Genomic DNA, 26,109 nt, shown 5'->3' with positions numbered 1-26,109 from the left:
TCTGGGCGATCCCTGGCATCGATACCCTCAAACCTATGACTGACCGGCGCCTGATGCTCGTGCATGCCCATCCGGACGACGAGACGATCGGCAGCGGGGCCACCATGGCCAGGTACGCGGCCCAGGGCGCGCACGTCACACTGGTGACCTGCACCCTGGGGGAGGAGGGCGAGGTCATCCCGCCTGAGCTGGCCCACCTGACCGCCGATCGCGACGACACCCTGGGAGAGCACCGCGTCTCCGAGCTCGCCGCGGCCTGTGCCGCGCTCGGCGTCACCGACCACCGCTTCCTGGGCGGCCGGGGCCGCTGGCGCGACTCCGGCATGATGGGCGTCGTCTCCAACCACGCCGCGAACGCCTTCTGGCAGGCCGATCTGGACGAGGCCGCCGGGGAACTCGTCAGGATCATCCGCGAGGTGCGGCCCCAGGTGCTCGTCACCTACGACGAGAACGGCTTCTACGGCCATCCCGACCACATCCAGGCCCACCGGGTCACCTGGCGGGCCTTTGAGCTGGCGGCGGACCCGGCGTACGGCGAGGACGGTCCGTGGCGCGTTTCGAAGTTCTACCACACCGCCATGCCCAGGTCGGTGATGATCAGGGGTGAGGAGGCGATGCGTGAGAACGGCACCCCCTTCCTCGTCGAGTCGGTCGCCGACCTGCCGTTCGGCTGCGCGGACGATGACGTCACCACCGAGATCGACGCCCGTGCCCACATCGAACGGAAGATAGCCGCGATGCGGGCGCACGCCACCCAGATCAGCGTGAGCCCGCCCTGGTTCGCGCTGTCCAACGACGTCGGCCAGGAGTTGCTCGGAATCGAGCACTTCGTTCTCCGCTCCGGCGCGCGGGGTCCCGCGAGGCCGGGAGCGCCGATCGAGGTGGGAGGTCTCGGCGAGCCTTACGGCCGCGAGGACGACCTGTTCGCCGGGATCGACTAGCCTCGATGTTTGTGATGGAGCAGGTCCCCGCGACACGCGAACCCTCGGAGGCGGTCGTCACCGTGGCGGTCAACGCGGTGTTCGTCATGCTCGGACTGCTGATGGGCGTCCTCGGCGGGTTCGAGCACTCCTGGTACATCAGGCCCGTCCCGGTCTCCGCCCTCGTCTGCGTCGCCCTGCTGTTCGCGATCACCTACGGAGCGGGCCGGATGACCCGCGGCAAGGCGGCGGCCCTGTCGTTCGCGATGGGCTGGGCGCTGATCACCATGATCTGGATCACCGGGCGGCCGGAGGGCGACCTGGTCATCGCCAACGACCTGTCCGGCTACGTCTACCTCTACGGGGGCCTCGCGGCGGTCGCGGTGGGGGTCCTGCTCGCGCCACCGGCCACGCAGGGCGGCTCGTGGCCGCTCACCCAGCACGGGTACGGTCCCCGCCCGCAGCCCTCACCCGCCTCGCCGGGCCCACAGGCACCGCCCGGTCAGGGGCCGCCGGGACCGCAGCCCCCGCCCGGCACCTGAAGGCTCGCCCGGTCGGGTTCCGCCCGGACCCCGCGCGGTGAGGGCCGCTACCGCGAGCCGTCCGGATGACGGACAATCCCGGTATGCGGCGGCTGCATCGGGTACGACGGACTGTCAACTACATCAACCTGGCCACGCCCCTGGGGCTGCTGCTGGCGCGCCTCGGGCGGGCCAGGGTGGCCACCGGGCCCGACGGGCTGGTCCTGGCGTACGGCTACCGTTTCCGGTTCCCGATCGCCTCGGCGTTCACCGTGGGCAACGTGGTGCTGACCAAGCACGAGGAGGGCTTCCTCACCGGAGCCCTGCTCAGGCACGAGGACCGGCACGCCTCCCAGTACATGCTCTGCGTGGGCCTGCCGATGCTGCCGCTCTACGTCGTGGCGGTGGCAGTCTCCATGCTGATCTGCGGCGACCACGCCTCCTGGAACCTCTTCGAGCGGCTGGCGAACCTGGAGGACGGCAACTACGCCCGCAGATCCCCGTGGTGGTTTCGTACTAAATCCTCTTAAAAGGGAATGAATCTCTCTGCGGGGGGATCAACAGGGGGTGAGCCGACGATGACAGAAGGGGACCGCCCATGTCGCAGACGTCCCACCCCGAAGCCGCCGCAGCAGAACCCATGGGCCCTGTCGAAGAGCCGCCCCGCCGTTCCGGGTGGTCGGCCCGGTTCGCCACGCGGCCGGCGCGCGCGCTGAGACAGCTGGGCCGGGCCTCCAAGCGGATGGCCGTGGTCGAGGCGGCGGCCGGCTCCGCCACGCTCCCGGAACCCCCCACCCGGCCGGAGCCGCCGGTACGGCCGGCGCCCCGACCGGCGCCTCCGCCGGGCCGCCTGGCACCCGCGCCCCGGCGGTCGTGGCCGGGCGGCTTCAGGGACCGGCTGACCTCGCCGGTCCCGACCTTCCAGGAGCTGCTGGCGATCGTGTGGCACGGCAGGCTCCGCCCAGGGGTCGGGGACGCGGACCGGATCCCGGTCCACCGGGACGGGTTGCCCCGCCCGGCGGGGACCGACGCGGTCCTCACCTGGGTGGGCCACGCGACGTACGTGGTGCAGATCGGCGGGCTGACCATCCTCACCGACCCGGTCTGGGCCAGGAAGATCCCCGGCACCCGGGCCCGCCTGACCCCGCCCGGCGTCGCCTGGGCGGACCTGCCCCGGATCGACGCCGTGGTGATCAGCCACAACCACTACGACCACCTGGACGCGCCGACCGTGCGGCGGCTGCCGCGGAGCACGCCGGTCCTCGTCCCGGCCGGGCTCAGGTCCTGGTTCACCAGACGCGGGTTCCGCCACGTCACCGAGCTCGACTGGTGGGAGAGCACCTGGGTGGGCGGCGTCCGCTTCGACTTCGTACCCGCCCACCACTGGAGCCGCCGCACGGTCTGGGACACCTGCAGGACCCTCTGGGGCGGCTGGGTGATCGCCTCCGACGACCAGACGATCTACTTCGCCGGGGACACCGGTTACGGCGAGCGCTTCGCCCAGATCGGGGCACGCTATCCGGGCGGCATCGACCTGGCCCTGATGCCGGTGGGCGCGTTCGAGCCCCGCTGGTTCATGAAGGCCGCGCACGTCGATCCCGCGCAGGCCGTACGGGCCTGCCAGGACGTCGGGGCGCGCCGGATGGCGACCATGCACTGGGGCACGTTCGTACTGTCCGGAGAGTCGCTCCTCGCGCCGGTGGAGGAGGCCAGGGCGGCCTGGGCGGAGGCGGGACGGGACCGCGCCGACCTGTGGGACCTCGCCGTCGGCGAGTCCCGCGTGCTGACCACCTGACGACCCGCGACCCTGCGTCCCGGCGGGCGGGCGCCTCCCGGCGCCCGCCCCGGGTCATCAGGGGCTGAGCGTAAGGACGTTGGCGGCCGCCTTCTTGATCGACTCCTCGCGGGCGAGCATGGGGACGGTCTTCCCGCTCGCCCAGAGCGGCGCCTGGTCCCAGTAGTTGTCGTGGAACGCGTGGCCGGAGGCGCCGGTCAGGTTGATCCACTGGGATTCGTCCAGGTTCCCCAGGTCGACCAGCATTCGCATGGACGGCAGCCAGCCCACCATGTAGTCGGACTGGACGTCCCAGCCGGCGGCGTTGACCGCGTCGTCACTGCCGGCCACCGGGAACGGGCCCCGGTTGAACAGCCACTCGATCGGGCCGATCCCCGAGGTTCCGAAGGTCTGGTGGACGAGCTCCAGCGAGTGCAGGTCTCCCCAGCGCCAGTCCTTGGCGTCCGGGCCGAGCCGGGCGTTCAGCTCGTCGTAGGCCCGGGCCATCGCCCGTCGCAGCATGTCGTCCCGGGTCTCGGTGCGCGGGGTGCCGCTGTCGTCCCAGAACGCGTCGTTCGGCTTGTCGAGCATGACCCGGACGACCTCGAACCAGCGGTCGCCGCCGCCGGGCCAGGCACCCTCGGGCAGGTCGTCGTTGAAGGTCTCGATGAGCAGGTGCCGCCAGACGGCGTTGAAGTACATCGCGGGGGCCGAGCCCTCGCCCTGCGAGCGGTCCCACTTCTGCAGCAGCTCACGGGCGCCCTCGGCGGGGCCGGCTATCTCGACGTCCATCAGCTTGGGCACCAGGAAGTCGGCGAAGCCGTTGTCGCTGTCCTGTTGCAGCGCGCTCATCGTCGCCACGTCCACCTTGCCGTCCTTCACCGCGTCGCGGAGGCGGTCCAGGATGCGCTGGGAGCGGTATCCGTACGCCCAGTCCTTGGTGAGGTTGTACGGATAGCGGGTGGGGTCGATGACCGCGTTGTTGGCGGTCACGATGTAGCCCTCCGGCGGGTTGTAGACGCTGGGCAGCTCGCTGAAGGGGATCGTCGACTGCCAGGCGTACTCGCCGGTCCAGCCCGGCACCGGCCAGGTGCCGTCGCCGCGGCTCCGCACCGGGATCCGCCCGGGGGCCTGGTACCCGATGTTGCCCGCGGTGTCGGCGTAGATCAGGTTCTGCGCGGGCACCTCGAACTTGCTCGCCGCCGCCCGGAACTGCTGCCAGTCCTGCGCGGTGTTCAGCTCGAAGATCGCGTCAGCGGTCCTGCCCGGCTCCAGGGCCGTCCACTTGAGCGCGACCGCGTCGGCCTTCTCCTCGAAGACCGCGTCCATACCGGGCAGCGTGTCCTTCGTGCTCTGCAGGACGTCGGAGATGATCGGCCCGTGCATGGTGTCGCGCACCTTGAGCTGTACGTCGGCGCCTCCGGCCACCTTGATCGTCTCGGTCCTGGTGGTCAGCGGCTTCCAGTCGCCCATGAACAGGTACGAATCATCCTTGAGCCGTTCCAGGTAGAGGTCGGCGACGTCCGGGCCGAGGTTGGTGAAGCCCCAGGAGATCCTGTCGTTGTGGCCGATGATCACGCCGGGCACGCCGGAGAAGCTGAACCCGGTGAGGTCGAACGGGCACTCGGCACTCTTGGCGCGGCAGTGCAGTCCGGTCTGGTACCAGACCGAGGGCATGCTCGCGGACAGGTGGGGGTCGTTGGAGAGCAGGGGTTTGCCCGACTTGGTGTGCTTGCCGCCGACCACCCACGAGTTCGAGCCGATGCCGCTGCCGCCCGCCGGGTCGCCCATCAGGCTCGGCACCGCGCGGATGGCCGCCGCCGCCCGGGTCAGCGCCCCGGTGGCCGGTGTCCCCGGCGGCTCCGTGACGCTCTTCTTCGGCTCCTCGTCCTGGTCGAACCCGCGCTCGCCGACCGAGCCCTGGGTGACGATCGGCTGGTGGGTGTCGTACGGGTAGGAGGGCCAGAGCTGCTCCACCCGCCCGCGGGGCAGCTTGCTCGCCGCGACGGCCCGGCCGATCTCGTCGGTCATGTTGGAGCGCAGGTCCCAGGCCATGGCCTTGAGCCAGGCCAGCGAGTCGACCGGGGTCCACGGCTCGGGCTCGTAGTCGGGGCTGGTCAGCCGCAGCAGCGCGTACTCCAGGCTCCGGGCGGCGAAGCCGTCGTGTCGCTCCATCCAGGCGTTCACCCCGCCGGCGTAGGCGTCCAGGTAGCGCCGGGTCTGCTCGCCGAGCAGGGAGAGCTCCTTCTCCGCCACCTTTCGCCAGCCCATGGTCCGGATGACCTTGTCCTCGGTCAGCGTCGCCGAGCCGAACATCTCCGACAGCCGGCCGGCGGTCACGTGGCGGCGGAAGTCCATCTCGAAGAAGCGGTCCTGCGCGTGCACGTAGCCCTGGGCGAGGAACAGGTCGTCGGGGGAGTCGGCGTAGATATGCGGGATACCCGTTTTATCGCGATATACAGTGACTTTCCCGGTGAGGCCACGTACCTTGAGCTCGCCTTCGAGCTGGGGGAAGGACGCTCGTACGGTCCACACGCCGGCCCCGGCGAACAGCAGACCGAGCACCACGAGGACGGAAAGTGCGCGGGCCAGCCATTTGAGCGGACGGGGCATCCAGGCGTACGGGGGGAACCTCACAAAAACCTCCTAGGCGACACGCTTCCGCAAGTGTGGCACCACCCCGGAGGTCCCGGCATTGTGATCATTGGCGAAGATGCGGGTATGACACTTTCCACGGCCGATCTGGTCGACGCCCACGGCGCCGCGGTCGCGAGCTGCCTGACCCAGTTCCGCTCCTACGGCCTGCGCACCCGATTCGCGGGCCCGATCGCGACGGTCCGCTGCCTGGAGGACAACGCCCTCGTCAAGCGGATCCTGACCACCCCCGGTGCGGGCCGGGTGCTGGTGGTGGACGGTGCGGGCTCGCTGCGCACCGCGCTGATGGGCGACCTCATCGCCGCCTCGGCCGTCTCCTCCGGCTGGTCAGGCGTGGTCGTCAACGGCGCCGTCCGCGACACCGTCGCCCTCGCCGGCCTGGACCTGGGCATCAAGGCCCTCGGGTCGAACCCGGCCAAGAGCGCCAAGGAGGGCACCGGTGAGCTCGACGTCCCCGTCACCTTCGGCGAGGTCGTCTTCACCCCCGGCGCCTGGCTCTACAGCGACGAGGACGGCATCCTCGTCAGCCCGGTCGAGCTCTCCTGAGAGGGCGGTTCGCGAGCTGATGTCTGCGATATCGTAGTGTGATCGCGTGAATCTGTAGCGTTATGCCTGGCTGGCCGGCTTGGCTGTGCTGGGATAGCGGCGTGAGCGAGCGCAAGCCGTACCCGAGCGACTTATCCGACAAACGCTGGGCCTTGATCGAGCCGGTGATCACGGCGTAGAAGGCCGCGCATCCGTCGGTCAGCGGCCACCCAGGCCCCCACCGTCCAGAAAGTCCTGGTCGACCAAGGGTTCAAGAGCTCGGTGGTCACCCACGGAGCCCGGCTCGGCATGGACGTGGAGATCGTTGAGCGTAACCCCGCCGACCGGGGGTTCGTTCCCCAGCCCAAGCGGTGGGTGGTGGAGCAGACCTACGGCACCCTCATGCTGCACCGACGTCTGGTGCGCGACTATGAGCATCGTCCCACCAGCTCCGAATCGCGCGTGTACTGGGCGATGAGCGACATGATGACCAGACGCCTGACCGGCACCTCCGCCCCGACCTGGCGCGGCGCGTGACCAGACCCGACCCGGGCACCTGGCTGCTCGACAAGATCGACGCGCACGAGGCGGCCCTGATCGGCGAGGCCGAGCAGACCCGCATCTTGATCGACGACCTCACCGCCAGGCTGCGCGAACTCGACGAAGCACTCGATCATCTGCGGATCACTCGCAAGACCGTGATATCCCTCGCCGACAAGCCCGACACCGCGACGGCCGCCCCCTCTCCCGAGCTGCCCGACCATCCCGCCTACCAGCAGATCCTCGCCGTCTTCGCCGATGTCGGCCAGCCCATGAGGGCCCGTGATCTCTGCCAGGTTCTGGATCTGCCCATCGTGGCCAAGAACACCGAGAACATCCGGGCCAAGCTCAAGCGCCTGGTCAGCAAGGGCATCCTCGTCGAAACCGAGCCCGGATTGTTCACTCAGCCGCGTCCGTAGCCCGGCAGTGAGCTCTCTGACCAGCCCGCCTTGCCCAACCTCAACGACGAAAGGCATATCAACTCGCGAACTGCCCCCTGACCGGGCAGCCGGTCAGATCGGGCCGATTCCCCAGTGGTGGACGGCGCGCTCTCCGGGAGCGAGCCGGATGACGTCCTCACCGCTGCGGAAGGCGTTCGGCGGGCAGCTCATCGGCTCCACGGCCAGTCCCCGGCGGCGGTGCTCCTCGGGGAGGGTGTCACCGGTGTAGAGCTGGAGCCACTCGATCCCCTCGCCTGCCCACAGCTGGACCCCGCGGGTCCCGTCCGCGGCGCTCAGCCGCACCCGTACCAGCCCGTCGGCGCCGCGCTCCAGGTCGGTGAACGCGGTGTCGAGCACCGTCCGGCCGATCGGGCGGGCGGTCCTGAAGTCGTACTCGGTCTCCTTGACGTCCCGGCGGTCGGTGGGGATCTTCCGGTCGTCCACCGCGAGCCACTGGGCGGCGGGGAGCTCCAGGATCGCGTCGTCGAGGGTGCCCAGGGTCAGGTAGGGATGGGCCCCGAAGCCGTACGGCGCGTCGGTGGTGCCGACGTTCTCCGCGGCCACCTCGACCTCCAGGCCGGACGCGCCCAGCGCGTACCGGAGGTGGAGATCCAGGATGTGCGGATAGCCGAGCTGGGGGAAGAGCCGCAGCCCCAGCAGGATCGAGGCGTCGTCATGGGAGAGGACGCGCCAGGGGAAGGACCGGGAGAAGCCGTGGATCGCGTTGCCGGTCTGCGGCTCGCTCAGCGCGAGTTGCCTTTCTGCACCGTCGAACGTGTAGCGGCCGTCCTCGATCCTGTTCGGCCAGGGGAGCAGCGGCAGCCCCGCGCCGCCGATCGGGGACAGGTCCTCGGGGAAGTCGACGATGAGCGGCCGGCCGTCCAGGGTGAGGCTCCGCAGGCCGGCCCCGACCTCGGTGATGACCGCCTGGAAACCGCCGGCCGCGATGGTGTACTGAGTCCCGGTGGGCGCGATGTTTGTCACCTGGCAATTCAACACCCATGAGACAGGTCTGTGGCGGGTCGTGTCAGTGGCTGTTCCCGATGCGGGCCGCTCCGTGGCCATGTCAGAGGCAGGGTCTCCGACATGGACCGCGCCAAGGGCCGGTCAGGGGATGTCAGGACCAGATCTGGCCCTCAGGGGTGTCGGCGACCTGTACGCCGAGGGCGGCCAGCTCGTCGCGGAGGCGGTCGGAGACGGCCCAGTCCTGGGCGTCGCGGGCTCGGGCGCGCTGTTCGAGAAGCTCCGCGGCACCCCCGGGCAGGCTCCTAGACCTGCCGATGTCGAGGGAGAGGTCCAGGGCGAGGATCTGGTCGAGGTGCAGGAACGCCTCGAAGCGGGAGCCGGGGGCGACCGAGCCGTCGCGCTCCAGCTCGCGCAGCAGCCGGAGCGCCAGCGGGGTGTCGAGATCGTCGTCGAAGGCCGCCTCGATCCGGGAGACCTGATCGGCGGGCATCGGCCCGCTCGGCGACTCCGACCACCGGGCCACCTGGCTCCGCCAGCGCCGCAGGGTCCTGTCGGCGGCCCGCAGGGTGTCCCAGGTGAGGTTCATCTGCTGTCGGTGGCGGTGTTCGAGCAGTGCCAGCCGCACGGCCAGCGGGTCGAGGCCCGCGTCCGCCACGTCCTTGAGCAGGACCACGTTGCCGGTGGACTTCGACATCTTGCGCCCGTCGAAGAGCAGGTGCTCGCCGTGGACCCAGTGCCGCACCACCTCGTGTCCGGCGGTGGCGTCGGACTGGGCGCGCTCGTCCTCGTGGTGCGGGAAACGCAGGTCGATCCCGCCGGTGTGCACGTCGATGCGCTCACCGAGGAAGCGCAGCGACATGGCCGAGCACTCGATGTGCCAGCCGGGGAAGCCCCGGCCCCATGGTGTCTCCCAGGTCAGCTCCCGGTCCGAGGGCTTCCACAGCGCCCAGTCGGCGTGGAAGCGCTTGCGCGGATCGACGCCCTCGACCCGGTGGCCCGGCCTCAGCTGGTCGAGCCGGTTGCCGGAGATCTCGCCGTACGTCGGGAAGGAGGTCGCGTCGAAGAAGACCGACCCGTCGGGGGTCGCGTACGCGTGCCCCTTCTCGATCAGCCTGGCGATCATCTCGATCATCAGGTCGATCGTCTCGCTCGCCCGGGGCGAGTGCTCGGGCGGCCGGATGTTCAGCGCGGCCGTGTCGGCGAGGAAGGCGTCCTCGTAGAACCGCGAGATCTCCAGGGCGCTGCGCCCCTCGGCCCTCGCCTGGGCGAGCACCTTGTCCTCGCCGACAGGATCGATCTCGGCGTCGTCGACCAGGTGACCGACGTCGGTGATGTTGCGGCAGACCACCACCCGGACCCGCTGCCGCTCGCTGACCCGCCTGATCAGGTCGGACAGCAGGTACGAGCGGAGGTTGCCCACGTGGGCCGACCTGTAGACGGTCGGCCCGCAGGTGTACATCCGCAGGGAACGGCTCCCCTCGGGGACGATCCGCTCAACCCGCCGATTCCGTGTGTCATACAGGCGCAACATACGCCGAGCCTACGCAATCACCCACCATTTTCCAGGAAGGCGAGGATCTCGCGGTCTCCTCGGTCGCGCAGGCGGGCGATCACCTCCTCGCGGGTGCAGCCGTCCGAGAGGCCGATGCGGGCGCCGATCAGGCGGATGCCCTCGGCCTCCGAGGCCACCGGCGCCGTGTAGCCGATCAGGTGCAGCGCCCGGTTCAGGGCGGGCAGTGCCGGTGAGGCGGCGGGCAGGTAGCGGGTCAGCAGCTCGCCGCCGTCGGAGACGGTCAGGAAGACGTGGTCACCCTCGGAGGCGTTGGTCGCGATCAGGACGGGGCGGATGGAGCCCATGGTCGGCTGGTTGTGCCAGCTGATCACCACGTCGCCGGAGGGGGTGGAGGCGGTCAGCTGGCCGCCGGGGGCCATGCCGAGATGCGCGGCGAAGCCGGTCGGCAGCGGGGAGCCCGAGCCGCGCAGATGCTCGGCGTTGACGTCCACCCGGTGCCACCAGCGCCCGTCGCGGCTGCGGAAGCAGCGCCGGGTCTCCGAGACGTCGCGGCGCGGCTGGTAGTCGGACTGCTCGGCTCCGGCCACCCGGATCCACCCGCGCTGCGTGCGCTCGAAGCCGGGGCCGCCGGCGTACGCGCGGACCGAACTCTCGCTCACGTCGTAGCGCCCGGTGAGGTTGGTGACGATCGTGTTGACGGACGCCTCGCCGTTGGAGCGTTCGATCTCCCTGACGATCATTTCCCGGATGCCCAGGTACTGCTCGCCACCCCAGCGCGACAGCCCGTACTTGTTCCGGTCGACCCGCAGGAACCGGTCGTCGGCGGTGAGCTGGTTGCGGATGCCGACGAGGCTGTAGTCCTCGCCGATGCGTTCCTGGATCTCCTCGGGCGTCAGCGGGTTGCCGGCCACCGCGAGCACCGCCTCGGCCTTGTCGTTGACGCTGCGCGGCCAGGGCACCACGTGGTTCTCCAGCACCCGCAGCTGGGGCACCGCGATGAGCCAGCGCTCGGCCACGTCCTCGCGGATGCCGAGCTGGCTGACCAGCGTGACGGCCTCGTCCAGCGGGCGCGGCCCGTCCGTGAACAGCTGCCTGGTCTTCTCCCTGAGCTCGTCCGCGCCGCCCGCGACCAGCCAGCCGTCCACCTGCTCGTAGCCGCTCAGCAGCGTCCGCACGAACCGCCAGGAGGGGATGCCCAGCGTGGCCAGGTCGGTGCGGTGCCAGGGCACCGCCGCGGCCAGGTCGTCGGCGGGCACGGCGGAGCCCAGCCGGCCCCGCAACCAGGACACGTGGCCGATCAGCGGGGCCGCGTCGTCCTTGGCGAGCCAGGCCTCGACATGGTCGCGCAGGTCACGCTCGATCTGCCGGATGCGCTCCCTGGTGACGGAGAAGCGCTGGGCCAGGTCGTCGAGCGTGGCCCGCTGGGAGGCGTAGAGCCGGTCCCTGGCGATGGCCCGCTGCCGCTCGTCCAGCGTGGCGAAGACCTCGTCGATCAGTTCTGGCAGCGGCCGGTCGGGCCTTGCGGGGCGGGTCTGGGCGACGCTCTCCTCGGTGACCGGTTCGAGCAGCCGCTCCAGCACCCCGGTGAACAGCTTGTGCACCGTCTCGCGGCCGAGCCCCTCGGGCGTGCGCACGCTTGAGGCGGGGTCGGCGAATCTGAGCAGGGGGAGGACGTCGCCGAGCATCAGGTGACCCCAGCATGCCAGGGCGAGGTCGGTCAGGCGTCCGGCTACCTCGGACGTCCCGATGGTGGAGCAGGCCCTGTCGAGCGGAAGCGCCTGCCACCACGCCTCTGGGAGGCGCGGATCGGTTGCGATCGGCGCTACCTGGCCGGGAGAGGTCCAGCGCAACGGTGGCGCGATGTCGCTCAGGCTGAGGTTCATTGAGGTCCAACCGGCAAAGGGGATTACATCCGCAATTCAGACTATGTGGTCAGTTGGGAAGGAAGGGACTTGCCCGTCCGGAATGGGATACGTAAAGGAGTTCTCGTGCCCGGGTGCAGGCGACATAGAGCAGGCCGCGCTCCCGCTGGAGATCGTGGGCCCTGGCTGCCGGATCCTCGCCGACGGGGGTCAGCGAGTCGGGGTCGGGCACGATTCCCTCGCCCACGCCGATCACCGCGACCCGCCGGAACTCGAGTCCCTTCATGCCGTGCAGCGTCGTCACTCGCACCCCCAGCTCGCGCAGAGCGGTCCGCGCGTCACGCACGAGGCCGGCGGTCCTGGCGGCCACCGCTATCTCCTCGGGCGTCACGCCCTCATCCACCCACTGTCCCACCTGTGCCACCAGCCCCGTCAGCTCATCCTGCGGTGAATCGTAGGCTCGGACCATCGGCCTGGCCCCGTGCCGGGTGCTCCGGAAGCCGTAAAGCTCCTGCACACCGTTGACGAGCCCGTCGGCGGGACCGCCTCCGCGCAGCCGGACCCCCCAGGACAGGATCTCCTGCGGGAGCCGGTACGACACCTGCAGGCGCTGCTGGATCGCGTCGATCCCGACGGCGCTGAGCGTCACCCTGGTGTCGAAGATGCGCTGGTGCGGGTCGCCCACGATGAACAGGTCGTCGCGGGCGTGCGGCACCGCCGCCCGCAGCAGCCGCCACTGCGCGGGGTGCAGGTCCTGCGCCTCGTCCACCACGATGTGCCGGTACGGCTCCCGCATGGGCTCCGTCTCCTCCAGCAGGTCTCCCGTGGTCTGGCCGAGCAGCACCGACGCCTCGGAGGCCAGCTGCAGCAGGGTCCGCTTGCCGCGTTCCCGCAGCCGTCCGGTGACGTGCCCGATCGCGTCCCAGACGGCGCCGCGCTCCTCGGCCGACAGCTCGACGCCGCGGCCCGAGCGGGGGGTGGCCAGGTACTCCTCCAGGGTTCGCAGGTTCTGCGCCAGCACCACCTGCTCCCACTCGCGCAGCAGGAACGCCGGGCTGTGGCCGGTCGCGGTCTCCTCCCAGAGCGCCGTCAGCTCGGCGGCGCCGACCAGCGAGGGCGGACGGCCCTCGGCCTCCGCGACGATGCGGTGGGCCAGCCGGTCCACGTTGCCGACCTCGATCCGCTTGCGGATCGTCTCGTCCTCGATCAGCAGGTCGAGCCTGGCCGCGAGTTCGGCGCTCAGCCCCTGGGAGAAGGTGACGAGCAGGATCTGGCCGCTCGCGCGCCTGGCCAGGTGGGCCGCCCGGTGCAGGGCGACCAGCGTCTTGCCGGTGCCCGCGCCACCGGTGACCAGCGTCGGCTGCTGGTAGGACTCCCAGTACGCCAGCCGGTGCTGCGGCGGCCGCAGGAACACGCACCAGCCGGGCGCGTCGAGCACGCGGTTCAGCTCGCGCGGATGGTCCGTGAAGACGGCCCGGTCCGGGCTGCGCAGGAGCGCGGCGCCGAAGTCCTCGGGGTTGATCGGCTCGGGTCCCGCGGCGACGGCGCGGCAGTTCTCCAGCTCCCGCCAGGCCCCGGCCATCGACTCGCCCCTGGCGAGCGCCGCCAGCGGCTCGTACTGCGTGGGGGGCAGCAGCGGTTCGAGCGCCTCCAGGGTGAGCTGGTCGGTGATCTGCCTGATCAGCGGCAGGAACCGGCCGTCCACCCCCAGTTCGGCCAGGTCGCTGTCACAGATCTCGGAGAACAGCCGCGTCGCGGACGCCTCGGCCGCCCTGCGCACCGCGGGCCGCACCTGGTCCAGCGCCTCGGCGTCCCACATCTCGACCACGCCCAGCGCGGTGTTGACGCCGAACCGGTAGCGCTGGGCGTACGCCCACGCCTCCGCGTCCGGCAGCACGGTCAGCAGCCAGTAGACGTCCCGCTGCTTGACCACGACGCCCCGGTACCGGTCGGCCAGCCTCAGGGTGGCGACCCGGGGATCCCTGGCCCCCCTGACCCGCTCGGGGTGCGGAGCACCCGCCACGTTCTGCAGGAACCTGCGCGCCGAGACCACGACGTCCCGGCGCACCGGCTGGGCCAGGGCGCCGAGTTCGACGGGGAAGTCCGGGGAGATGGCGAGGCGGGGCATGAGCTAGGCCAACAGTGACAGGAGATCGCGGTCCCCGCGTTCTCGCAGCCGGATGAGAAGGTCGGGTATGCCCACGGGGCCCGTCATGCCGACCCGGGTGGCGATGACCCGCCCGGCCTGTTCCGGGGTGCCGCCCGAGGCGGTGTAGCCGACGAGTCTCAGCGCCTGGGCCGTCGCCTCCCCCTCGCCCTCGGCGGAGGGCAGGTGCCTGGCCCGCAGGACGCCCTCGTCGGAGAGGGTGAGGAACAGGTGGCTGCCCTCCTTGGCCCCCACGTCCTCCAGGAGCGTTCTGAGCGACTCGAGTACGGGCCTGTCATGCCAGCTGAGGACCAGATCGCCGACCGCGCTGCTGACCGTGCGGCCCTCACCGGGTGACATCCCGAGGTAGGCGGCGAACCCGCTGGGCAACGGGCACTCGGCGCCTCGCAGGTGGTCGGAGGTGACGTCGATCCGGAGCCACCAGCGACCGTCGGGCTGGCGGAAGCAGCGTCTGGTCAGCGAGACGTCCTTCAGCGGGCGGAAGGGGGCCTTCGCCGGCTCCCCGTTCTCCCGTGGCGCGCCGGGCGGCTTCTCCGCGATCAGGGCCGGGGCGCCGCTCGGGCGCTGGGGAGGCCGTTCGCCCGCGCCGAGGATGCGGAGCTGCGGAACGTTCTCCAGCCACTCCTTGGACACCTCGGGGTGGATGCCCAGCGAGGAGACCATGTCGAGGGCCTTGTTGATGGTCAGCGGCGGCTGGGCGTCGCTGAGCATGTCGCGGGTGCGATGGCGGAGTTCGGTGATGTCGCCCTCCACCAGCCACTCGTCGACCAGGTGGTAACCGGGGAGTGTGGCCAGCACGAACTGCCAGGCCGGGATGTCGAGAGAGTGCAGCTCCAGGGTGTGCCAGTCGGCGGCGTTGATCAGCCGTTCCTTGGGCGCCGCCCTGCCGAGCACCCTTCTCATCTCCTCCAGGTGCTCCCGGTACGGGGCGGCCTCGTCGGAGGCGATCCACTCCCCGAGTTCCCGGCGCAGGTCGAGCTCGATGCCGAAGATGACCTCCGGCCGTACCGCGAAGAGCTTGGCCAGCGCCTCGGCGCTCGCCGGGGTGTCGCTGAACAGCCTGTTCTGCGCCACCGCCCAGCGCTTGTCCTCCGCGTTGGCGAAGACACCGTCCACCAGCGCGTGCAGGCTCTCTGCGGGCTGCCCGGCCCGCGGGCTCCGCGCGGCCTCCTCCGGCTCGGGAGCGCTCGCCGCATCCGGGGCGGCGGCGGGTACGGGGTCGTCGCCGGTCTCGGCGATCGCCCCGACCGGGGCGGCGGCCGTCTCGGCCTCGGGCACGCTCTCGGCGGAGGACTCCCGGACCTCTTCGGACACGGCGCCGGGCGCGGCGGCCTGAGCCTCCGGATCGGTCACGGGCGGATCGTTCCTCGCCGGAACCGGCTGGAAGAGCGACCCGGGGACGGCGGCGGGCTCAGCCTCCGCCTCCGCCGCACGACGTGCCTCGGGCACCGGCAGGGCTTCCGGCACGGAGTTCTCCGCGCTCTCGGCCGCGCTTTCGGCAGCGGGTTCGGCAGTGGGCCCCGAAGCGGGCCCTGAAGCGGGTTCGGCGGCGGGTTCCGCGGGGGACTCCGCCACGACGCCCGGCCCGGTCTCCGGCGCGGGGTCGGCTCCAGACTCATTCGGTATGGCATCGGACTCGCCCGGGGCCGGCTCGCTCCGCGCGCCGGGCGCCTGGACCGGAGCCACCGGAACCGGAGCCGCCTGGACGGAAGCGGCCGGAGCCACCGGAGCCACCGGAGCCGAAGTCGCCGGGAGCGGGGTCGCCAGGCGTGCGAAGACCGCGGTGAAGAGGGCGTGCAGCAGCGGGACCGGCTGGATGAACGGCTGGTCGCGCAGGTCGTGGCCGGTCAGCGCGAGGAGGCCCGGCCAGGATCCCGCGCGGTCGAGGGCTATGGCCGTACAGGGCTCGTCGGCCTCGTCCGGGTCCAGGACGTGCAGTGCGGGCAGCACGTCGCCCACGGTAGCGGCAGGCCAGTGGTTCAGGGCGAGCGCGGTGAGGATCTCCGCCAGCCGCTCAGGAGGCAGCACGGCGAGCACCCGGGCCATCGGCAGGCTCCGCCACCAGGCGTCCGGCAGATCCGGCTGGTCGCGCAGAAGTGGGACCGCGGCCGCGTCGCTCCAGCGTAGCGGCGGCACGAGGTCACTCAGACAGAAGTTCATCCGTTCCCTTCACCAGCCCCTTAAGCCGCCCGAGACACTCCATGTGGCCGGGGAACGAGACTCATGGAACAGACCATAGTCTGGCAAATCGCTACGGCGCATCGGGTCGGTTCAGCGGCGTACAGCCGCGAACCGCAGTCGCACGTAGTCGGCCATCCAGCCGGTCTCCCGCCGGAGGGCGGGGGCGGCCAGCTCGTTCACCCGGTGCAGCAGCGAGTCGACCATCTCCACCGGCACTTCCTGGAGCAGCGAACCGGCGAACATCCGCACCCAGTCGGCCGCCCCGTTGGGGCACTCGTCGAGCGGGGTCGGCCGATCGAAGTATTCCAGCAAGCGGACCGTGAAGCCGCCCTTCTCCAGCCTTGTGGCGTATTCGGCGGGGGTGGGGAAGTACCACGGCAGGCCGGGCTCGCGGAGCCCGTACTCCCGCCAGGCGGTGGACAGCGCCGCCGTCAGCGCGGCGCAGTTGCCCGCGCCGCCCATCTCGGCCACGAAGCGTCCGCCGGGTGCGAGGGCCTCGCGGACACTGGTGATCACCGCGTCCGGCTCCTGGCCCATCCAGTGCAGGGCCGCGTTGGAGAAGACCGCGTCGTAGGGCTGGGCCACCGTGAAGTCGCGGCCGTCGCCGACTATGAAGTCCAGCCCCGGGTACTGCGCCAGGGCTTTTTCGATCATCGCCTGCGATCCGTCGATCCCCAGGACGTGCGCGCCCCTGGAGGTGATCTCGGCGGTCAGCGTCCCCGTGCCGCAGCCGAGATCCACGATGCGCTCGCCCGGCTGTGGGTCGAGTAGCTCGACCAGGGGGGCGCCATGTGCTGAAACGTACCCAAAGCTGCTGTCATAGGCGCGAGCATTCCACCTCGTCAAGCTAGGCGCGTCGTATCGCAAGACGATCAGCTCACATTCTGAGACGCCAGGGTCTCTTATCGGTACTCTCCAGACACTTTAGAGCCTCTGGGAAGTCACGACATATCAGTCTCATCAGCCCCACCCTCATCTCACCTTTCTGGCCCACTCGCGCTGAAGGTAGGCTCTGGCCCTGTCGATCTCCGAGACGGTGAGGATCACGGGTTTGCCGCTGGTGGCGGGGAGCTTGGCCGCGAGTTCGTCGTCCAGGGTGCCGCGCATCTGGAGGGCCTCCATCCTGACCGGGCGGGCGTAGCCCTTCAGGAAGAGGTTCTGGCCCCTGTCCGAGAAAAGGAACTCCTGCCAGAGCCGGGCGGCGGCGGGGTGTGGGGCCTGCTTGTTGATGGCCTGGACGTAGTACGAGCCGAGCACGGCGTCGCCGGGAATCGCGACCTTCCAGTCCTTGCCGCCGGCCGCCCGCTCGGCGTTGTGGTAGTCCCAGTCGACGATGACCGAGGCCGCCTTGGGGGTCGCCGCGAGGTTGCCCGCGCCCTTGAGGCGGTGGAAGAACTCGACGCCCCGCTCCGCCCTCGCCTCGCCGCCCCTGAGCGAGACGGCCATCACCCCGTTGAAGGCCGCCGAGACCTCCCGGGGGTCGCCGGGCAGCGAGACGCTGTGACCGGGCTTCAGCAGGTCGGAGAAGGAGGCGGGGGCCGCGACCTTGCTCGGGTCGTAGCCGATGGACATGTAGCCGCCGTACCCGGCGTACCAGGTGCCCCGGTGATCCTTGAGATGGTCGGGGATGTCCTGCCAGCCCTGGACCCGGTACGGGGCGAAGAGGTCGGACTTGGACACGGCGACGTCCACGCTCAGGTCGAACACGTCGGGTTTGAGCGCGGGAATGGCCGCGATCTCCCTGGCGCTGTTCGCGTCGGGCTCCAGCTGGTCGACCTTGATCCCGTACTCCTCGGCGAAGGTGTCGATGATCTCGCCGTAGTTCACCCAGTCGCGCGGTAGCGCGATCACCGTGAGGGTCCCCTCCTTCTTGGCCGCCTCGATGAGGCGTTCCATCGTGGAGAAGCCCTCCTTCATGGAGGCGGCCTGGGTGTTGACCGGCGGAAGTTGGATGTTCTGAGGAGCCGGGGCGCCACATCCGGCGATCGTGGCCGTGAGGATCACGGCGGCTGCGGCGCTGGTACGTACGGTCACGGAGAGAATGCTCTCCGCTGTCGTTCCTCCGGTCGAGCAGGCGCGGCCCTTCCCACCGGACGGTTTATACGTGTCTTGGCGAGCGGCTTACCCGCGCGGCGGCCGCGGCCCCTGGACGACCTTCGCCGCGGCGAGTGTCTCCTCGCCGATCTCGACCAGAGTGCCGTCCCGTTTGCGCACGCCGAGCACGCCGTCCCGCCAGAACTCCAACTCGCCCACCGCGTCCCGGAATCCCTCGGGGACCCGTCTCCGCGTGGTGACTCTTTTGCCCACGTCAGAGGGGGTTATGGTGATATTCAGGTGAGCACCGAAACCAAGGGCCATCGACTTTTGCCCCCTCCCGTTTCAGACACGTGGCGGGCCCGGCAATACTAGGGCTAAGCAACCCGCGGTCGAAGTCGTGCCTAGGTGCGTAAAGAAGAAGGAGCCCGAGGTGACCTACGTCATCGCGCAGCCTTGCGTGGACGTCCTGGACAAGGCGTGCATCGAGGAGTGCCCTGTCGATTGCATCTACGAGGGGGGACGGATGCTCTACATCCACCCCGACGAATGCGTCGACTGCGGCGCGTGCGAACCCGTCTGTCCGGTGGAGGCCATCTTCTACGAGGACGACCTTCCCGAGCAGTGGAAGGAATTCTACAAGGCGAACGTGGACTTCTTCGAGGACCTGGGGTCGCCCGGCGGCGCCTCCAAGGTCGGCAAGATCGAGAAGGACCACCCGGTCGTCGAGGCTCTGCCCCCGCAGGCCGAGAGCCACTAGGTCCTGTCCGGCGGATCCTGCCGTGGCGAGGATCGGCCGGCCGCCGCCTCGCGGAGCGAAGGAGGTCGCCGCGGCGTGCCGCGGCGACCGACGACGACACGGCGAGGTGCCGTCTGACCGGCCGCGGTGGGTGCAAGATCCAAAGGACGGGGTCCGGTGCCGGAGGGGTGCGAGATCGCTCCTCCGGTGCGTGAGACCGGCAGATCCGACAGAGCGAGAGACGACGGCTGAATCAAGTGAGCGCCACTTCCAACCGGTCAGAGGACCCGAACGTGTCCGCGAGGCTCCGATGATCGGCCTGCCGGACTTTCCGTGGGACCGGCTCACGCCGCTGAAGGAACTGGCGGCGTCGCACCCCGACGGGATCGTCGACCTTTCGGTGGGCACCCCGGTCGATCCGGTGCCCGCCATCGTGCGCCAGGCGCTCGCGGACGCCTCGGACAGCCCCGGATACCCGCAGACCTACGGTTCCGAGCGCCTCCGCTCGGCCGCGGCCGGATGGCTGCGGCGCAGGCACGGAGTGGTCCTCGACCAGGCGAACGTGCTGCCGCTGATCGGTTCCAAGGAGCTGGTGGCCTGGCTGCCGACACTGCTCGGTATCGGGCCGGGACAACGAGTGATCTTCCCCGAGCTGGCCTACCCCACCTACGACGTGGGAGCCCGCCTCGCGGGCGCCGAGCCGTACGCCGCCGACGGGCTGCTCGCGCTCGGGCCCGAGCGGGTGCCGCTGGTCTGGGTCAACTCCCCGTCCAATCCGACGGGTAAGGTCCTGCCCGCCGAGCACCTGCGCAAGGTCGTCTCCTGGGCGCGCGAGCACGGCGCGGTCGTGGCCTCCGACGAGTGCTACATCGAGCTGGGCTGGGAGGAGCAGCCGGTCTCGATCCTGCACCCGGACGTCTGCGGCGGCTCGCACGAGGGACTGCTGGCGGTGCACTCGCTGTCCAAGCGCTCCAACCTGGCCGGCTACCGCGCCGGGTTCGTCGCCGGCGACCCCGCGCTGATCAAGCGGCTGCTGGAGATACGCAAGCACGCCGGCATGATGATGCCCGCGCCGGTCCAGGCGGCGATGGCCGTCGCCCTGGACGACGACGAGCACGCCGAGGAGCAACGGGCCCGCTACGCCGCCCGCCGCGCGGCGCTCCGGCCCGCCCTGGAGGCGGCCGGTTGGAAGATCGAGCACTCCACGGCGGGTCTGTACCTGTGGGCGTCCAACGGGACGGGCTGCTGGGAGCAGGTTCGCGCGCTGGCCGACGACGGGATCCTGGTCGCTCCGGGCGACTTCTACGGGACCGCGGGCGAGAGGCACATCAGGGTCGCCGTGACGGCCGGTGACGAACGCATCAGTGCGGCTGTGCGCCGCCTCCAGTAGGATCGCGCGGCATGACCCCCGAGGTCGCCGTGATACTCGGTCTGAGTGTGGTCACCCTTGTCCTGTTGCTCGGCGCGTTCTTCGCGACGACGCGTCAGGACAGGGGGGCCGACGATCCCGAGCCTCCCGGCGAGACCCCCCTCTCCTCCTCGGTTGGGGCCGCGCAGCCGCCCCAACCGGCCATGGGCCATGTCGGCATCGACTATCCCGACCCCCGTACGATCAAGGTCGGCGACACGATCGAATGCCAGGGGGTGCGCAGCCGTGTTCTCGGCGCCCTGTACCTGTCGTGGCAGGGCACCCAGTGGACCGAGTACCTTCTCGACGACGGCACCCGCCGCTACCAGTGGCTCTCGATCCAGATGCACGACGGCCTGGCGACCGGCGAGCCGCCGCACCTGGAGGTGCTGCTGTGGACGCAGGTGCCCACCGAGGGCATGATCCCCGCCAAGACCACCCTGAGCGTCGAGGGGGTCGACTTCCTGCCCATCGACCGCGGCACCGCGGCCTTCCGCGGTGAGGGCGTCACCTCGATGCCCGAGCGGGGCCTGCTCGACTTCGCCGACTACCGGGCGGCCGACGGCCGCCTGCTCAGCTTCGAACGCCTGCAGGGCAGGCGCTGGAGAGCCTCGCACGCCCAGCCCCTGGCCCCCGGCACGATCAGGATCGAGAAGAGGGGCTGAGCCCCGGGGCGGGCTCGACCTCCAGAGCGGCGGGCCGAGGAAGCACCCGCCGGTGGGTCTTCAACGTGGCCATCACAACGCCGACGGCCAGGGCCGGTCAACGCGGGGTTCGGCAAGCGCGTTACCGCGCCTCAAGCCCCCTCCCTCAGGAGGGGGTCGTTGACTGGGATATCTCGACCTTCCCCGCGGGCACCTTGGGGTCGGTCTGCCAGCCGTCGTGGCCGTTCGCGGAGACCCATGACTGGCCGTCGTAGCGGATCCTGGTCAGCCCGAACTCCTTGGCGTGGGCGATCGACCAGCCGGCCACCAGCCAGCCGCGCCTGCGCGACGGAGCCTCGAACGCGGCCCCGAGCGCCCTGGTGAGCTCGCGCTTCGCCGCACCCGTGTCGGGGCTCGGGCTCTTGCCCGAGGGACCCGAGGGAACGGGGAACCAGCAGTGCACGGCCCTGGGAACGCGTCCGGTGAACGCCGCGGCGAGGATCCTCCCGTCCTCCTCGTGCTGGGCGTACGCCGACCCGTCGGCCGAGCGCTGCACCGCCTGGGCCGCCTCGTGGAGCGGCAGCTTCCGGTATCCCTTCACCTTCACCAGCGCGGCGAAGAACTTCTCCGAGGCGTAGACGGGATCGATGAGCTGGCTGGGTTTTCCCCACCCCTGGGAGGGGCGCTGCTGGAACACGCCGACCGAGTCGCGGTCGCCGCCCCTCAGGTTCTCCAGCTTCGACTCCTGGATGGCGGTGGCGTAGGCGATCACGGCGGCCCGCTCGGGCAGCTTCCTGCGGGCCGCCACGGCCGCGATGGACGCCGCCACCTGGGCCTGCGCGATGTCCAGGTCCAGCGAGCCCTCCGGAGTCGTGATCCTGCACCCCTCGCCGAGGTCGACGAACGGTTTCGCCCGTTTGAGCAGGGTGAACAGACCCGCGGTGATGGCCACCACGAGCACGACCACGATCGCGATGATCGCGATAACCCCTTTTGAGAAGCGCCCTCGCACGGTCAAGAACCTACCGGTCCCCGCGATTGCTCAGCCTGTGATAACGCTGTGAACACTAGGCTCCGGGCCATGATCCAGAGCGATGCCAGCCCGTTGCCCGCGGCCGTCGACGAGCTGTGGCGGCGCCGGGCCGAGCTGAGCCCCGCGGACACCGAGGCCCGCGCCGTCGTGGTGAGCGCGGTGGACATGCTCGACGGCGGAAAGGCCCGGGTGGCGGAGGTCTCCCCCAGCGGCGAGGTGGTCGTGGACGAGCGCGCCCGGCGGGCCGTCAAGCTCGCCTTCCGAGTGCTCGGCATGGCCAGGTCCCAGGTGGGTGACTTCCATCACCATGATCGCCTTCCGCTGAAGACCTCCGTCGACGGGGTACGCGTCGTGCCGGGGGCGATCGCCCGCTGGGGCGCCTACCTGGCGCGAGGCGTGGTGCTGATGCCCTCGTTCGTCGACATCGGCGCCCACCTGGACGAGGGCAGCACCGTGGACACCTGGGTCTCGGTCGGTTCGTGCGCCCAGATCGGCAAGAACGTCCACCTGGCCGGCGGGGCCGGCGTCGGAGCGGCGGGCGGCCAGGACGGCGAGGAGGGCTCCGGCGCCGGGGGAGAGCCGCCCAGGGCCGCACCCGCGGTCGTCGAGGACGGCGCGCTGATCGGCCGCCGTGCGGTGATCACCGAGGGGGCCCGGGTGGGCCGGGGCGCCGTGGTCGGCGCCGGGACGATCCTGTCGGGCTCGACCCCTGTGATCGACGTGCGGACGGGGGAGGAACTCGGCCGTGGCCGCGTCCCGGACTGGTGTGTGGTGGCAGGGGGGACCCGGCGGCGCGAGTTTCCCGGTGGCACCTTCGGCCTGCGCTGCGTGCTGGTGCTCGAGCGCCTGGAGGAGGGACGCAGGCCCGGCGAGGTCGAACTCGACCGGATGCTGCACGGACACGGATAGCCGGCCTGCTCGGCAGGGGGCGCCCGGCCCCACGCCGGACTCGACCGGATGCCGTACGGACACGGACGGGGTGGCGGGGGCGGGCTCGTCCGGTTCCCGCGCGGGCACTAGGGTCGCGGGCATGAGTACGCGTCTGGATCTCACCCAGGATGTCGGGGAGCTCACCGCCCGGATCGTGGACGTCGAGTCGGTCAGCGGTGACGAGAAGGCACTGGCCGACGCCGTGGAGGAGGCCCTCCGGCTTCTCCCGCACCTGACGGTCGAGCGCGACGGCGAGTCGGTCGTGGCCCGTACCCGGCTGGGCCGCGGTGAGCGGGTGGTGATCGCCGGGCACCTGGACACCGTCCCCGTCGCCGGCAACCTGCCCAGCCGGGTCGAGGGCGACCTGCTCTACGGCTGCGGCACCTCGGACATGAAGTCCGGCGTCGCGGTCGCCCTGAAGCTGGCCGCGGCCCTCCCGGAACCCAGCAGGGACGTGACCTACGTCTTCTACGACTGCGAGGAGATCGAGGCTGAGCGCAACGGCCTGCTCAGGCTCAGCCGCAGGCACCCCGACTGGCTCGCGGGGGACTTCGCGGTGCTCATGGAACCCACCGACGGCGCGATCGAGGGCGGCTGCCAGGGCACGCTCAGGGCCCAGGTCGTCACCCGGGGCAAGCGGGCGCACAGCGCCAGGTCCTGGTTCGGGGTCAACGCGATCCACGCCGCCCAGCCGGTGCTCGCGATCCTGAACGCCTACGAGGCGAGGCTGCCCGTCGTCGACGGGCTGGAGTACCACGAGGGCCTGAACGCGGTGGGCATCGGCGGTGGCGTCGCGGGCAACGTGATCCCGGACGAGTGCGTGGTGACGGTGAACTACCGTTTCGCCCCCGACCTGTCGCTGGAGGAGGCGCGGGCCCACGTGAGCGAGGTGTTCGAGGGGTACGAGGTCCGCTTCACCGACGGCGCGGCCGCCGCGCGGCCCGGCCTGACCCATCCGGTGGCGGCGGCCTTCGTCGACGCCGTGGGCGGAACGCCGAGGGCCAAGCTCGGCTGGACCGACGTCTCGCTCTTCGCCGGTCTCGGGGTGCCCGCCGTCAACTACGGCCCAGGAGACCCGAATATGGCGCACCAGCAGGGGGAGTTCGTCTCACTGAAGAAGATCGCCGACTGCGAGCGCGGAATGCTCGGCTGGCTGTCGTGAAAGGCCGGGCCCACCCGGCCGGGCGTGCCGTTCACGGTGGGGTAGGGCATCCGGCGGGTGTGATCCACTCCACTCTGACGTGGGCGGTTATCCCGTGAGGGGCCGGAGCGACGTGCGGCGCAAATGAAAGTGGCTTTCCTCGCCGGCCATTTGGCGGGGAAAGCCACTTTCAGTCCCGAGCAGCACCCTCGGCAGTTAGACGCGCCCTCGTCAAAATTCGGTTCCATGTTTTCATGGAGATTTTTCAAGATTTTTCCGGGGCGGCACTACGGTGTCCCGCATGAGGAAAACACGTCCTGAACGCCGCCAGGGAGCCGCGGTGGTCCGCGGTGACCTCGTCTCCGACTCCACCTACGATCAGCGGCTTCTCGACAGGAGAGGGCCGGCCGACTGGCTGCACATGGACCCCTGGCGGGTGATGCGCATCCAGGCCGAGTTCGTGGAGGGCTTCGGCCAGCTCGCCGAGCTGCCCCAGGCGGTGACCGTGTTCGGATCCGCGCGTACCCCCGCGGGCAGCCCCGAGTACGAGATGGGGATCGAGCTGGGCAAGAGGCTCTCCGAGGCGGGCTACGCCGTGATCACCGGTGGCGGCCCCGGCTGCATGGAGGCCGCCAACAAGGGGGCGGCGGAGTCCGGCGGTGTCTCGGTCGGCCTGGGCATCGAGCTGCCCTTCGAGCAGAGCATGAACGAGTACGTCGACCTCGGCATCGAGTTCCGCTACTTCTTCGTGCGCAAGACCATGTTCGTGAAGTACTCCTGCGGCTTCATCACGCTGCCCGGCGGGTTCGGCACCCTGGACGAGCTGTTCGAGGCGCTCACCCTGGTCCAGACGGGGAAGGTCACCTCCTTCCCCGTGGTGCTGATGGGCACCGAGTTCTGGGGCGACCTGATCGGCTGGATCAGGAACACCCTCGCGCGGACCGGCAAGATCTCCGCCCGGGACGCGGATCTCATCCACGTCACCGACGACGTGGACGAGGCGGTCCGGATCATCGTGGAGGCCGACCGCACCAGGGCCGACCGGACCAGGAGCGGGCGGGCCAGGGACGAGCGGAGAAGCCCATGACCCCGGCCGGCGAAGCCGAATAAGGTCGGGGCGTGTTCATATGTGTATTCCTCGCGTCTAGTCAGAGAATCGACAAGAAGTACCAGGAGCTGGCCGAGGAGGTCGGCGCGGAGCTCGCCAGGCGCGGGCACGACCTGGTGAGCGGCGGGGCCAGGGTCTCCTGCATGGGCGCGATCGCCCGAGCGGCCCGTGCGGGCGGCGCCCGCACCGTGGGCGTGATCCCCCAGTCGCTGGTGGACATCGAGCTCGCGGACGAGCACGCCGACGAGCTGGTGATCACCGGCGACATGCGCGAGCGCAAGGGGGTCATGGACGCCCGCTCCGACGCCTTCCTGGTGTTGCCGGGCGGCATCGGAACGCTGGAGGAGCTGTTCGAGATCTGGACGTCCCGCACGCTGGGCCTGCACGACAAGCCCCTGGTGGTCCTCGACCCGTGGGGCATCTACCGGCCGCTGCGGGACCTGGTCGAGGGCATGCAGGAGGCGGGCTTCACCCGGCCGAACGTCTTCGACGCCATCTCCTGGACCGCCACGGTCGACGAGGCGTTCCGGCTGCTGGAGAAGTCGACCAGGCACCTGGAACCGAGTGCCGAGGAACTAGGCGAGGCCACGGCGGGTTAGCGCGGGTGGACGCCGCCCGGCGAGGGAGTCGGTCATCTCGACCGCGAGTCGCACCTGTTCCCGGCGATCCGTACGGAACACGCGGGCACCCGCCCAGGCGCAGATCGAGGCCGCGGTGAGTTCCGCGGCCTCGGCGTCCCTCTCGTCTCCGGCCTGCCAGGCCTGCCCGCCGGCGGCCAGCCTGGCGGGGGTGACGACCACGGTGTGCCCGGCGCGGACGAGCTCCTCGACCTCCCCGATCGAGTGGGCCTCGACCCAGCCGGGTTCGCCAGGATCGCCGGGGCCGAGCACGAGGGGGACCGTCCCGGTCCGCCCGCTCGGAGAGGCCGGGGCCCGGTCGTCGCCCGCCTCGGCGGAGGCGGGCGGAAGGCTGCTCTCTTCAGGGAGCGGAGGAGTCACGACCCGATCC

General features: G+C 70.7%; 25 protein-coding genes. 14 read left to right on the top strand and 11 right to left on the bottom strand.

Annotated elements, in window-relative coordinates; all coding sequences use genetic code 11:
- Positions 1 to 35 precede the first annotated feature (35 nt).
- The 4 genes from mshB to AB0J58_RS07435 all read left to right on the top strand — a co-directional run bounded on the left by mshB (position 36) and on the right by AB0J58_RS07435 (position 3,236).
- On the top strand, positions 36 to 941 hold the full coding sequence (gene mshB / locus AB0J58_RS07450; protein WP_364211564.1) for an N-acetyl-1-D-myo-inositol-2-amino-2-deoxy-alpha-D-glucopyranoside deacetylase: 906 nt from the start codon (positions 36 to 38) through the stop codon (positions 939 to 941).
- 14 nt (positions 942 to 955) lie between these two features.
- Positions 956 to 1,462 carry a DUF6113 family protein gene (locus AB0J58_RS07445; RefSeq protein WP_364211794.1) on the top strand — a complete coding sequence of 169 codons (507 nt, stop codon included), beginning with the start codon at positions 956 to 958 and terminating at the stop codon, positions 1,460 to 1,462.
- Positions 1,463 to 1,545: 83 nt separating this feature from the next.
- Positions 1,546 to 1,971, top strand: a complete 426-nt coding sequence (locus AB0J58_RS07440; RefSeq protein ID WP_364211561.1) for a hypothetical protein — start codon at positions 1,546 to 1,548, stop codon at positions 1,969 to 1,971.
- Positions 1,972 to 2,039: 68 nt separating this feature from the next.
- Complete coding sequence (locus AB0J58_RS07435) at positions 2,040 to 3,236, top strand: MBL fold metallo-hydrolase (protein WP_364211558.1); 1,197 nt, start codon at positions 2,040 to 2,042, stop codon at positions 3,234 to 3,236.
- 57 nt (positions 3,237 to 3,293) lie between these two features.
- Here the strand turns inward: AB0J58_RS07435 and AB0J58_RS07430 are convergent, their stop codons facing one another.
- Positions 3,294 to 5,828, bottom strand: coding sequence for a penicillin acylase family protein (locus AB0J58_RS07430; protein WP_364211791.1), 2,535 nt, complete (start codon positions 5,826 to 5,828; stop codon positions 3,294 to 3,296).
- 108 nt (positions 5,829 to 5,936) lie between these two features.
- On the opposite strand from AB0J58_RS07430, the gene rraA reads away from it, so the two are divergent.
- From rraA to AB0J58_RS07415, 3 genes are all read left to right on the top strand, one after another.
- Complete coding sequence (rraA, locus tag AB0J58_RS07425) at positions 5,937 to 6,416, top strand: ribonuclease E activity regulator RraA (RefSeq protein ID WP_364211556.1); 480 nt, start codon at positions 5,937 to 5,939, stop codon at positions 6,414 to 6,416.
- Between the two features lie 261 nt (positions 6,417 to 6,677).
- Positions 6,678 to 6,932, top strand: a complete 255-nt coding sequence (locus tag AB0J58_RS07420) for a hypothetical protein (protein WP_364211553.1) — start codon at positions 6,678 to 6,680, stop codon at positions 6,930 to 6,932.
- Positions 6,929 to 7,354 carry a hypothetical protein gene (locus AB0J58_RS07415; RefSeq protein WP_364211550.1) on the top strand — a complete coding sequence of 142 codons (426 nt, stop codon included), beginning with the start codon at positions 6,929 to 6,931 and terminating at the stop codon, positions 7,352 to 7,354. Before AB0J58_RS07420 ends, AB0J58_RS07415 begins: the two co-directional genes overlap by 4 nt.
- Positions 7,355 to 7,447: 93 nt before the next feature.
- On the opposite strand, the gene AB0J58_RS07410 is transcribed toward AB0J58_RS07415, so the two are convergent.
- From AB0J58_RS07410 to AB0J58_RS07375, 8 genes are all read right to left on the bottom strand, one after another.
- Complete coding sequence (locus AB0J58_RS07410; protein WP_364211547.1) at positions 7,448 to 8,359, bottom strand: aldose 1-epimerase family protein; 912 nt, start codon at positions 8,357 to 8,359, stop codon at positions 7,448 to 7,450.
- A gap of 133 nt (positions 8,360 to 8,492) precedes the next feature.
- Positions 8,493 to 9,872 carry a cysteine--tRNA ligase gene (gene cysS, locus AB0J58_RS07405; RefSeq protein ID WP_364211544.1) on the bottom strand — a complete coding sequence of 460 codons (1,380 nt, stop codon included), beginning with the start codon at positions 9,870 to 9,872 and terminating at the stop codon, positions 8,493 to 8,495.
- A gap of 17 nt (positions 9,873 to 9,889) precedes the next feature.
- The gene (locus tag AB0J58_RS07400) at positions 9,890 to 11,737 is read right to left on the bottom strand and encodes a sigma factor-like helix-turn-helix DNA-binding protein (RefSeq protein ID WP_364211541.1); all 1,848 of its coding nucleotides are present in this window, start codon (positions 11,735 to 11,737) and stop codon (positions 9,890 to 9,892) included.
- Between the two features lie 49 nt (positions 11,738 to 11,786).
- Positions 11,787 to 13,844, bottom strand: coding sequence for a UvrD-helicase domain-containing protein (locus AB0J58_RS07395; protein ID WP_364211538.1), 2,058 nt, complete (start codon positions 13,842 to 13,844; stop codon positions 11,787 to 11,789).
- 3 nt (positions 13,845 to 13,847) lie between these two features.
- Complete coding sequence (locus tag AB0J58_RS07390) at positions 13,848 to 16,043, bottom strand: hypothetical protein (protein ID WP_364211535.1); 2,196 nt, start codon at positions 16,041 to 16,043, stop codon at positions 13,848 to 13,850.
- Between the two features lie 111 nt (positions 16,044 to 16,154).
- Complete coding sequence (locus tag AB0J58_RS07385) at positions 16,155 to 16,910, bottom strand: methyltransferase domain-containing protein (RefSeq protein WP_343976247.1); 756 nt, start codon at positions 16,908 to 16,910, stop codon at positions 16,155 to 16,157.
- Positions 16,911 to 17,036: 126 nt separating this feature from the next.
- Positions 17,037 to 18,098, bottom strand: a complete 1,062-nt coding sequence (locus AB0J58_RS07380; protein WP_364211532.1) for an extracellular solute-binding protein — start codon at positions 18,096 to 18,098, stop codon at positions 17,037 to 17,039.
- A gap of 87 nt (positions 18,099 to 18,185) precedes the next feature.
- Entirely contained in the window at positions 18,186 to 18,371 is a 186-nt protein-coding gene (locus AB0J58_RS07375; protein WP_364211529.1) for a hypothetical protein, read from the bottom strand.
- A 160-nt stretch (positions 18,372 to 18,531) separates the two neighbouring features.
- Between AB0J58_RS07375 and fdxA the strand changes: the two genes are divergently transcribed.
- From fdxA to AB0J58_RS07360, 3 genes are all read left to right on the top strand, one after another.
- Entirely contained in the window at positions 18,532 to 18,858 is a 327-nt protein-coding gene (gene fdxA / locus AB0J58_RS07370; RefSeq protein ID WP_030910647.1) for a ferredoxin, read from the top strand.
- Positions 18,859 to 19,147: 289 nt separating this feature from the next.
- The gene (gene dapC / locus AB0J58_RS07365) at positions 19,148 to 20,227 is read left to right on the top strand and encodes a succinyldiaminopimelate transaminase (RefSeq protein ID WP_364211526.1); all 1,080 of its coding nucleotides are present in this window, start codon (positions 19,148 to 19,150) and stop codon (positions 20,225 to 20,227) included.
- An 11-nt stretch (positions 20,228 to 20,238) separates the two neighbouring features.
- Positions 20,239 to 20,910: a DUF4178 domain-containing protein gene (locus AB0J58_RS07360; RefSeq protein WP_364211523.1), complete on the top strand. Its 672-nt coding sequence runs from the start codon at positions 20,239 to 20,241 to the stop codon at positions 20,908 to 20,910.
- Between the two features lie 145 nt (positions 20,911 to 21,055).
- Here AB0J58_RS07360 and AB0J58_RS07355 read toward each other — a convergent pair whose 3' ends face one another.
- The gene (locus AB0J58_RS07355) at positions 21,056 to 21,901 is read right to left on the bottom strand and encodes a hypothetical protein (RefSeq protein WP_364211521.1); all 846 of its coding nucleotides are present in this window, start codon (positions 21,899 to 21,901) and stop codon (positions 21,056 to 21,058) included.
- Between the two features lie 69 nt (positions 21,902 to 21,970).
- Between AB0J58_RS07355 and AB0J58_RS07350 the strand changes: the two genes are divergently transcribed.
- The 4 genes from AB0J58_RS07350 to AB0J58_RS07335 all read left to right on the top strand — a co-directional run bounded on the left by AB0J58_RS07350 (position 21,971) and on the right by AB0J58_RS07335 (position 25,700).
- Positions 21,971 to 22,831 (top strand): 2,3,4,5-tetrahydropyridine-2,6-dicarboxylate N-succinyltransferase, encoded by an 861-nt coding sequence (locus AB0J58_RS07350; RefSeq protein ID WP_364211518.1) that lies wholly within the window; start codon positions 21,971 to 21,973, stop codon positions 22,829 to 22,831.
- Between the two features lie 121 nt (positions 22,832 to 22,952).
- On the top strand, positions 22,953 to 24,014 hold the full coding sequence (dapE, locus tag AB0J58_RS07345; protein WP_364211515.1) for a succinyl-diaminopimelate desuccinylase: 1,062 nt from the start codon (positions 22,953 to 22,955) through the stop codon (positions 24,012 to 24,014).
- Positions 24,015 to 24,294: 280 nt separating this feature from the next.
- Positions 24,295 to 25,080 (top strand): TIGR00730 family Rossman fold protein, encoded by a 786-nt coding sequence (locus AB0J58_RS07340; protein WP_364211512.1) that lies wholly within the window; start codon positions 24,295 to 24,297, stop codon positions 25,078 to 25,080.
- A 32-nt stretch (positions 25,081 to 25,112) separates the two neighbouring features.
- On the top strand, positions 25,113 to 25,700 hold the full coding sequence (locus AB0J58_RS07335) for a TIGR00730 family Rossman fold protein (protein ID WP_343976278.1): 588 nt from the start codon (positions 25,113 to 25,115) through the stop codon (positions 25,698 to 25,700).
- On the opposite strand, the gene AB0J58_RS07330 is transcribed toward AB0J58_RS07335, so the two are convergent.
- Positions 25,677 to 26,099, bottom strand: a complete 423-nt coding sequence (locus AB0J58_RS07330) for a hypothetical protein (RefSeq protein ID WP_364211509.1) — start codon at positions 26,097 to 26,099, stop codon at positions 25,677 to 25,679. The two genes, AB0J58_RS07335 and AB0J58_RS07330, sit on opposite strands and share 24 nt — an antisense overlap.
- Between the last annotated feature and the right edge of the window lie 10 nt (positions 26,100 to 26,109).

Origin of the sequence: Streptosporangium sp. NPDC049644 (assembly GCF_040675205.1) — a bacterium.
Lineage (GTDB): Bacteria > Actinomycetota > Actinomycetes > Streptosporangiales > Streptosporangiaceae > Streptosporangium > Streptosporangium fukuiense.
This window is presented reverse-complemented; position numbering and strand designations above follow the sequence as displayed.

What these genes read in the sequence shown, in the direction of transcription:
- mshB (WP_364211564.1), top strand. Translation starts at nt 36, where the DNA reads ATGACTGACCGGCGCCTGATGCTCGTGCATGCCCATCCGGACGACGAG.
- AB0J58_RS07445 (WP_364211794.1), top strand. Translation starts at nt 956, where the DNA reads ATGGAGCAGGTCCCCGCGACACGCGAACCCTCGGAGGCGGTCGTCACC.
- AB0J58_RS07440 (WP_364211561.1), top strand. Translation starts at nt 1,546, where the DNA reads ATGCGGCGGCTGCATCGGGTACGACGGACTGTCAACTACATCAACCTG.
- AB0J58_RS07435 (WP_364211558.1), top strand. Translation starts at nt 2,040, where the DNA reads ATGTCGCAGACGTCCCACCCCGAAGCCGCCGCAGCAGAACCCATGGGC.
- AB0J58_RS07430 (WP_364211791.1), bottom strand. Translation starts at nt 5,828, where the DNA reads ATGCCCCGTCCGCTCAAATGGCTGGCCCGCGCACTTTCCGTCCTCGTG.
- rraA (WP_364211556.1), top strand. Translation starts at nt 5,937, where the DNA reads ATGACACTTTCCACGGCCGATCTGGTCGACGCCCACGGCGCCGCGGTC.
- cysS (WP_364211544.1), bottom strand. Translation starts at nt 9,872, where the DNA reads ATGTTGCGCCTGTATGACACACGGAATCGGCGGGTTGAGCGGATCGTC.
- AB0J58_RS07400 (WP_364211541.1), bottom strand. Translation starts at nt 11,737, where the DNA reads ATGAACCTCAGCCTGAGCGACATCGCGCCACCGTTGCGCTGGACCTCT.
- AB0J58_RS07395 (WP_364211538.1), bottom strand. Translation starts at nt 13,844, where the DNA reads ATGCCCCGCCTCGCCATCTCCCCGGACTTCCCCGTCGAACTCGGCGCC.
- AB0J58_RS07390 (WP_364211535.1), bottom strand. Translation starts at nt 16,043, where the DNA reads ATGAACTTCTGTCTGAGTGACCTCGTGCCGCCGCTACGCTGGAGCGAC.
- dapC (WP_364211526.1), top strand. Translation starts at nt 19,148, where the DNA reads ATGATCGGCCTGCCGGACTTTCCGTGGGACCGGCTCACGCCGCTGAAG.
- AB0J58_RS07360 (WP_364211523.1), top strand. Translation starts at nt 20,239, where the DNA reads ATGACCCCCGAGGTCGCCGTGATACTCGGTCTGAGTGTGGTCACCCTT.
- AB0J58_RS07350 (WP_364211518.1), top strand. Translation starts at nt 21,971, where the DNA reads ATGATCCAGAGCGATGCCAGCCCGTTGCCCGCGGCCGTCGACGAGCTG.
- dapE (WP_364211515.1), top strand. Translation starts at nt 22,953, where the DNA reads ATGAGTACGCGTCTGGATCTCACCCAGGATGTCGGGGAGCTCACCGCC.
- AB0J58_RS07340 (WP_364211512.1), top strand. Translation starts at nt 24,295, where the DNA reads ATGAGGAAAACACGTCCTGAACGCCGCCAGGGAGCCGCGGTGGTCCGC.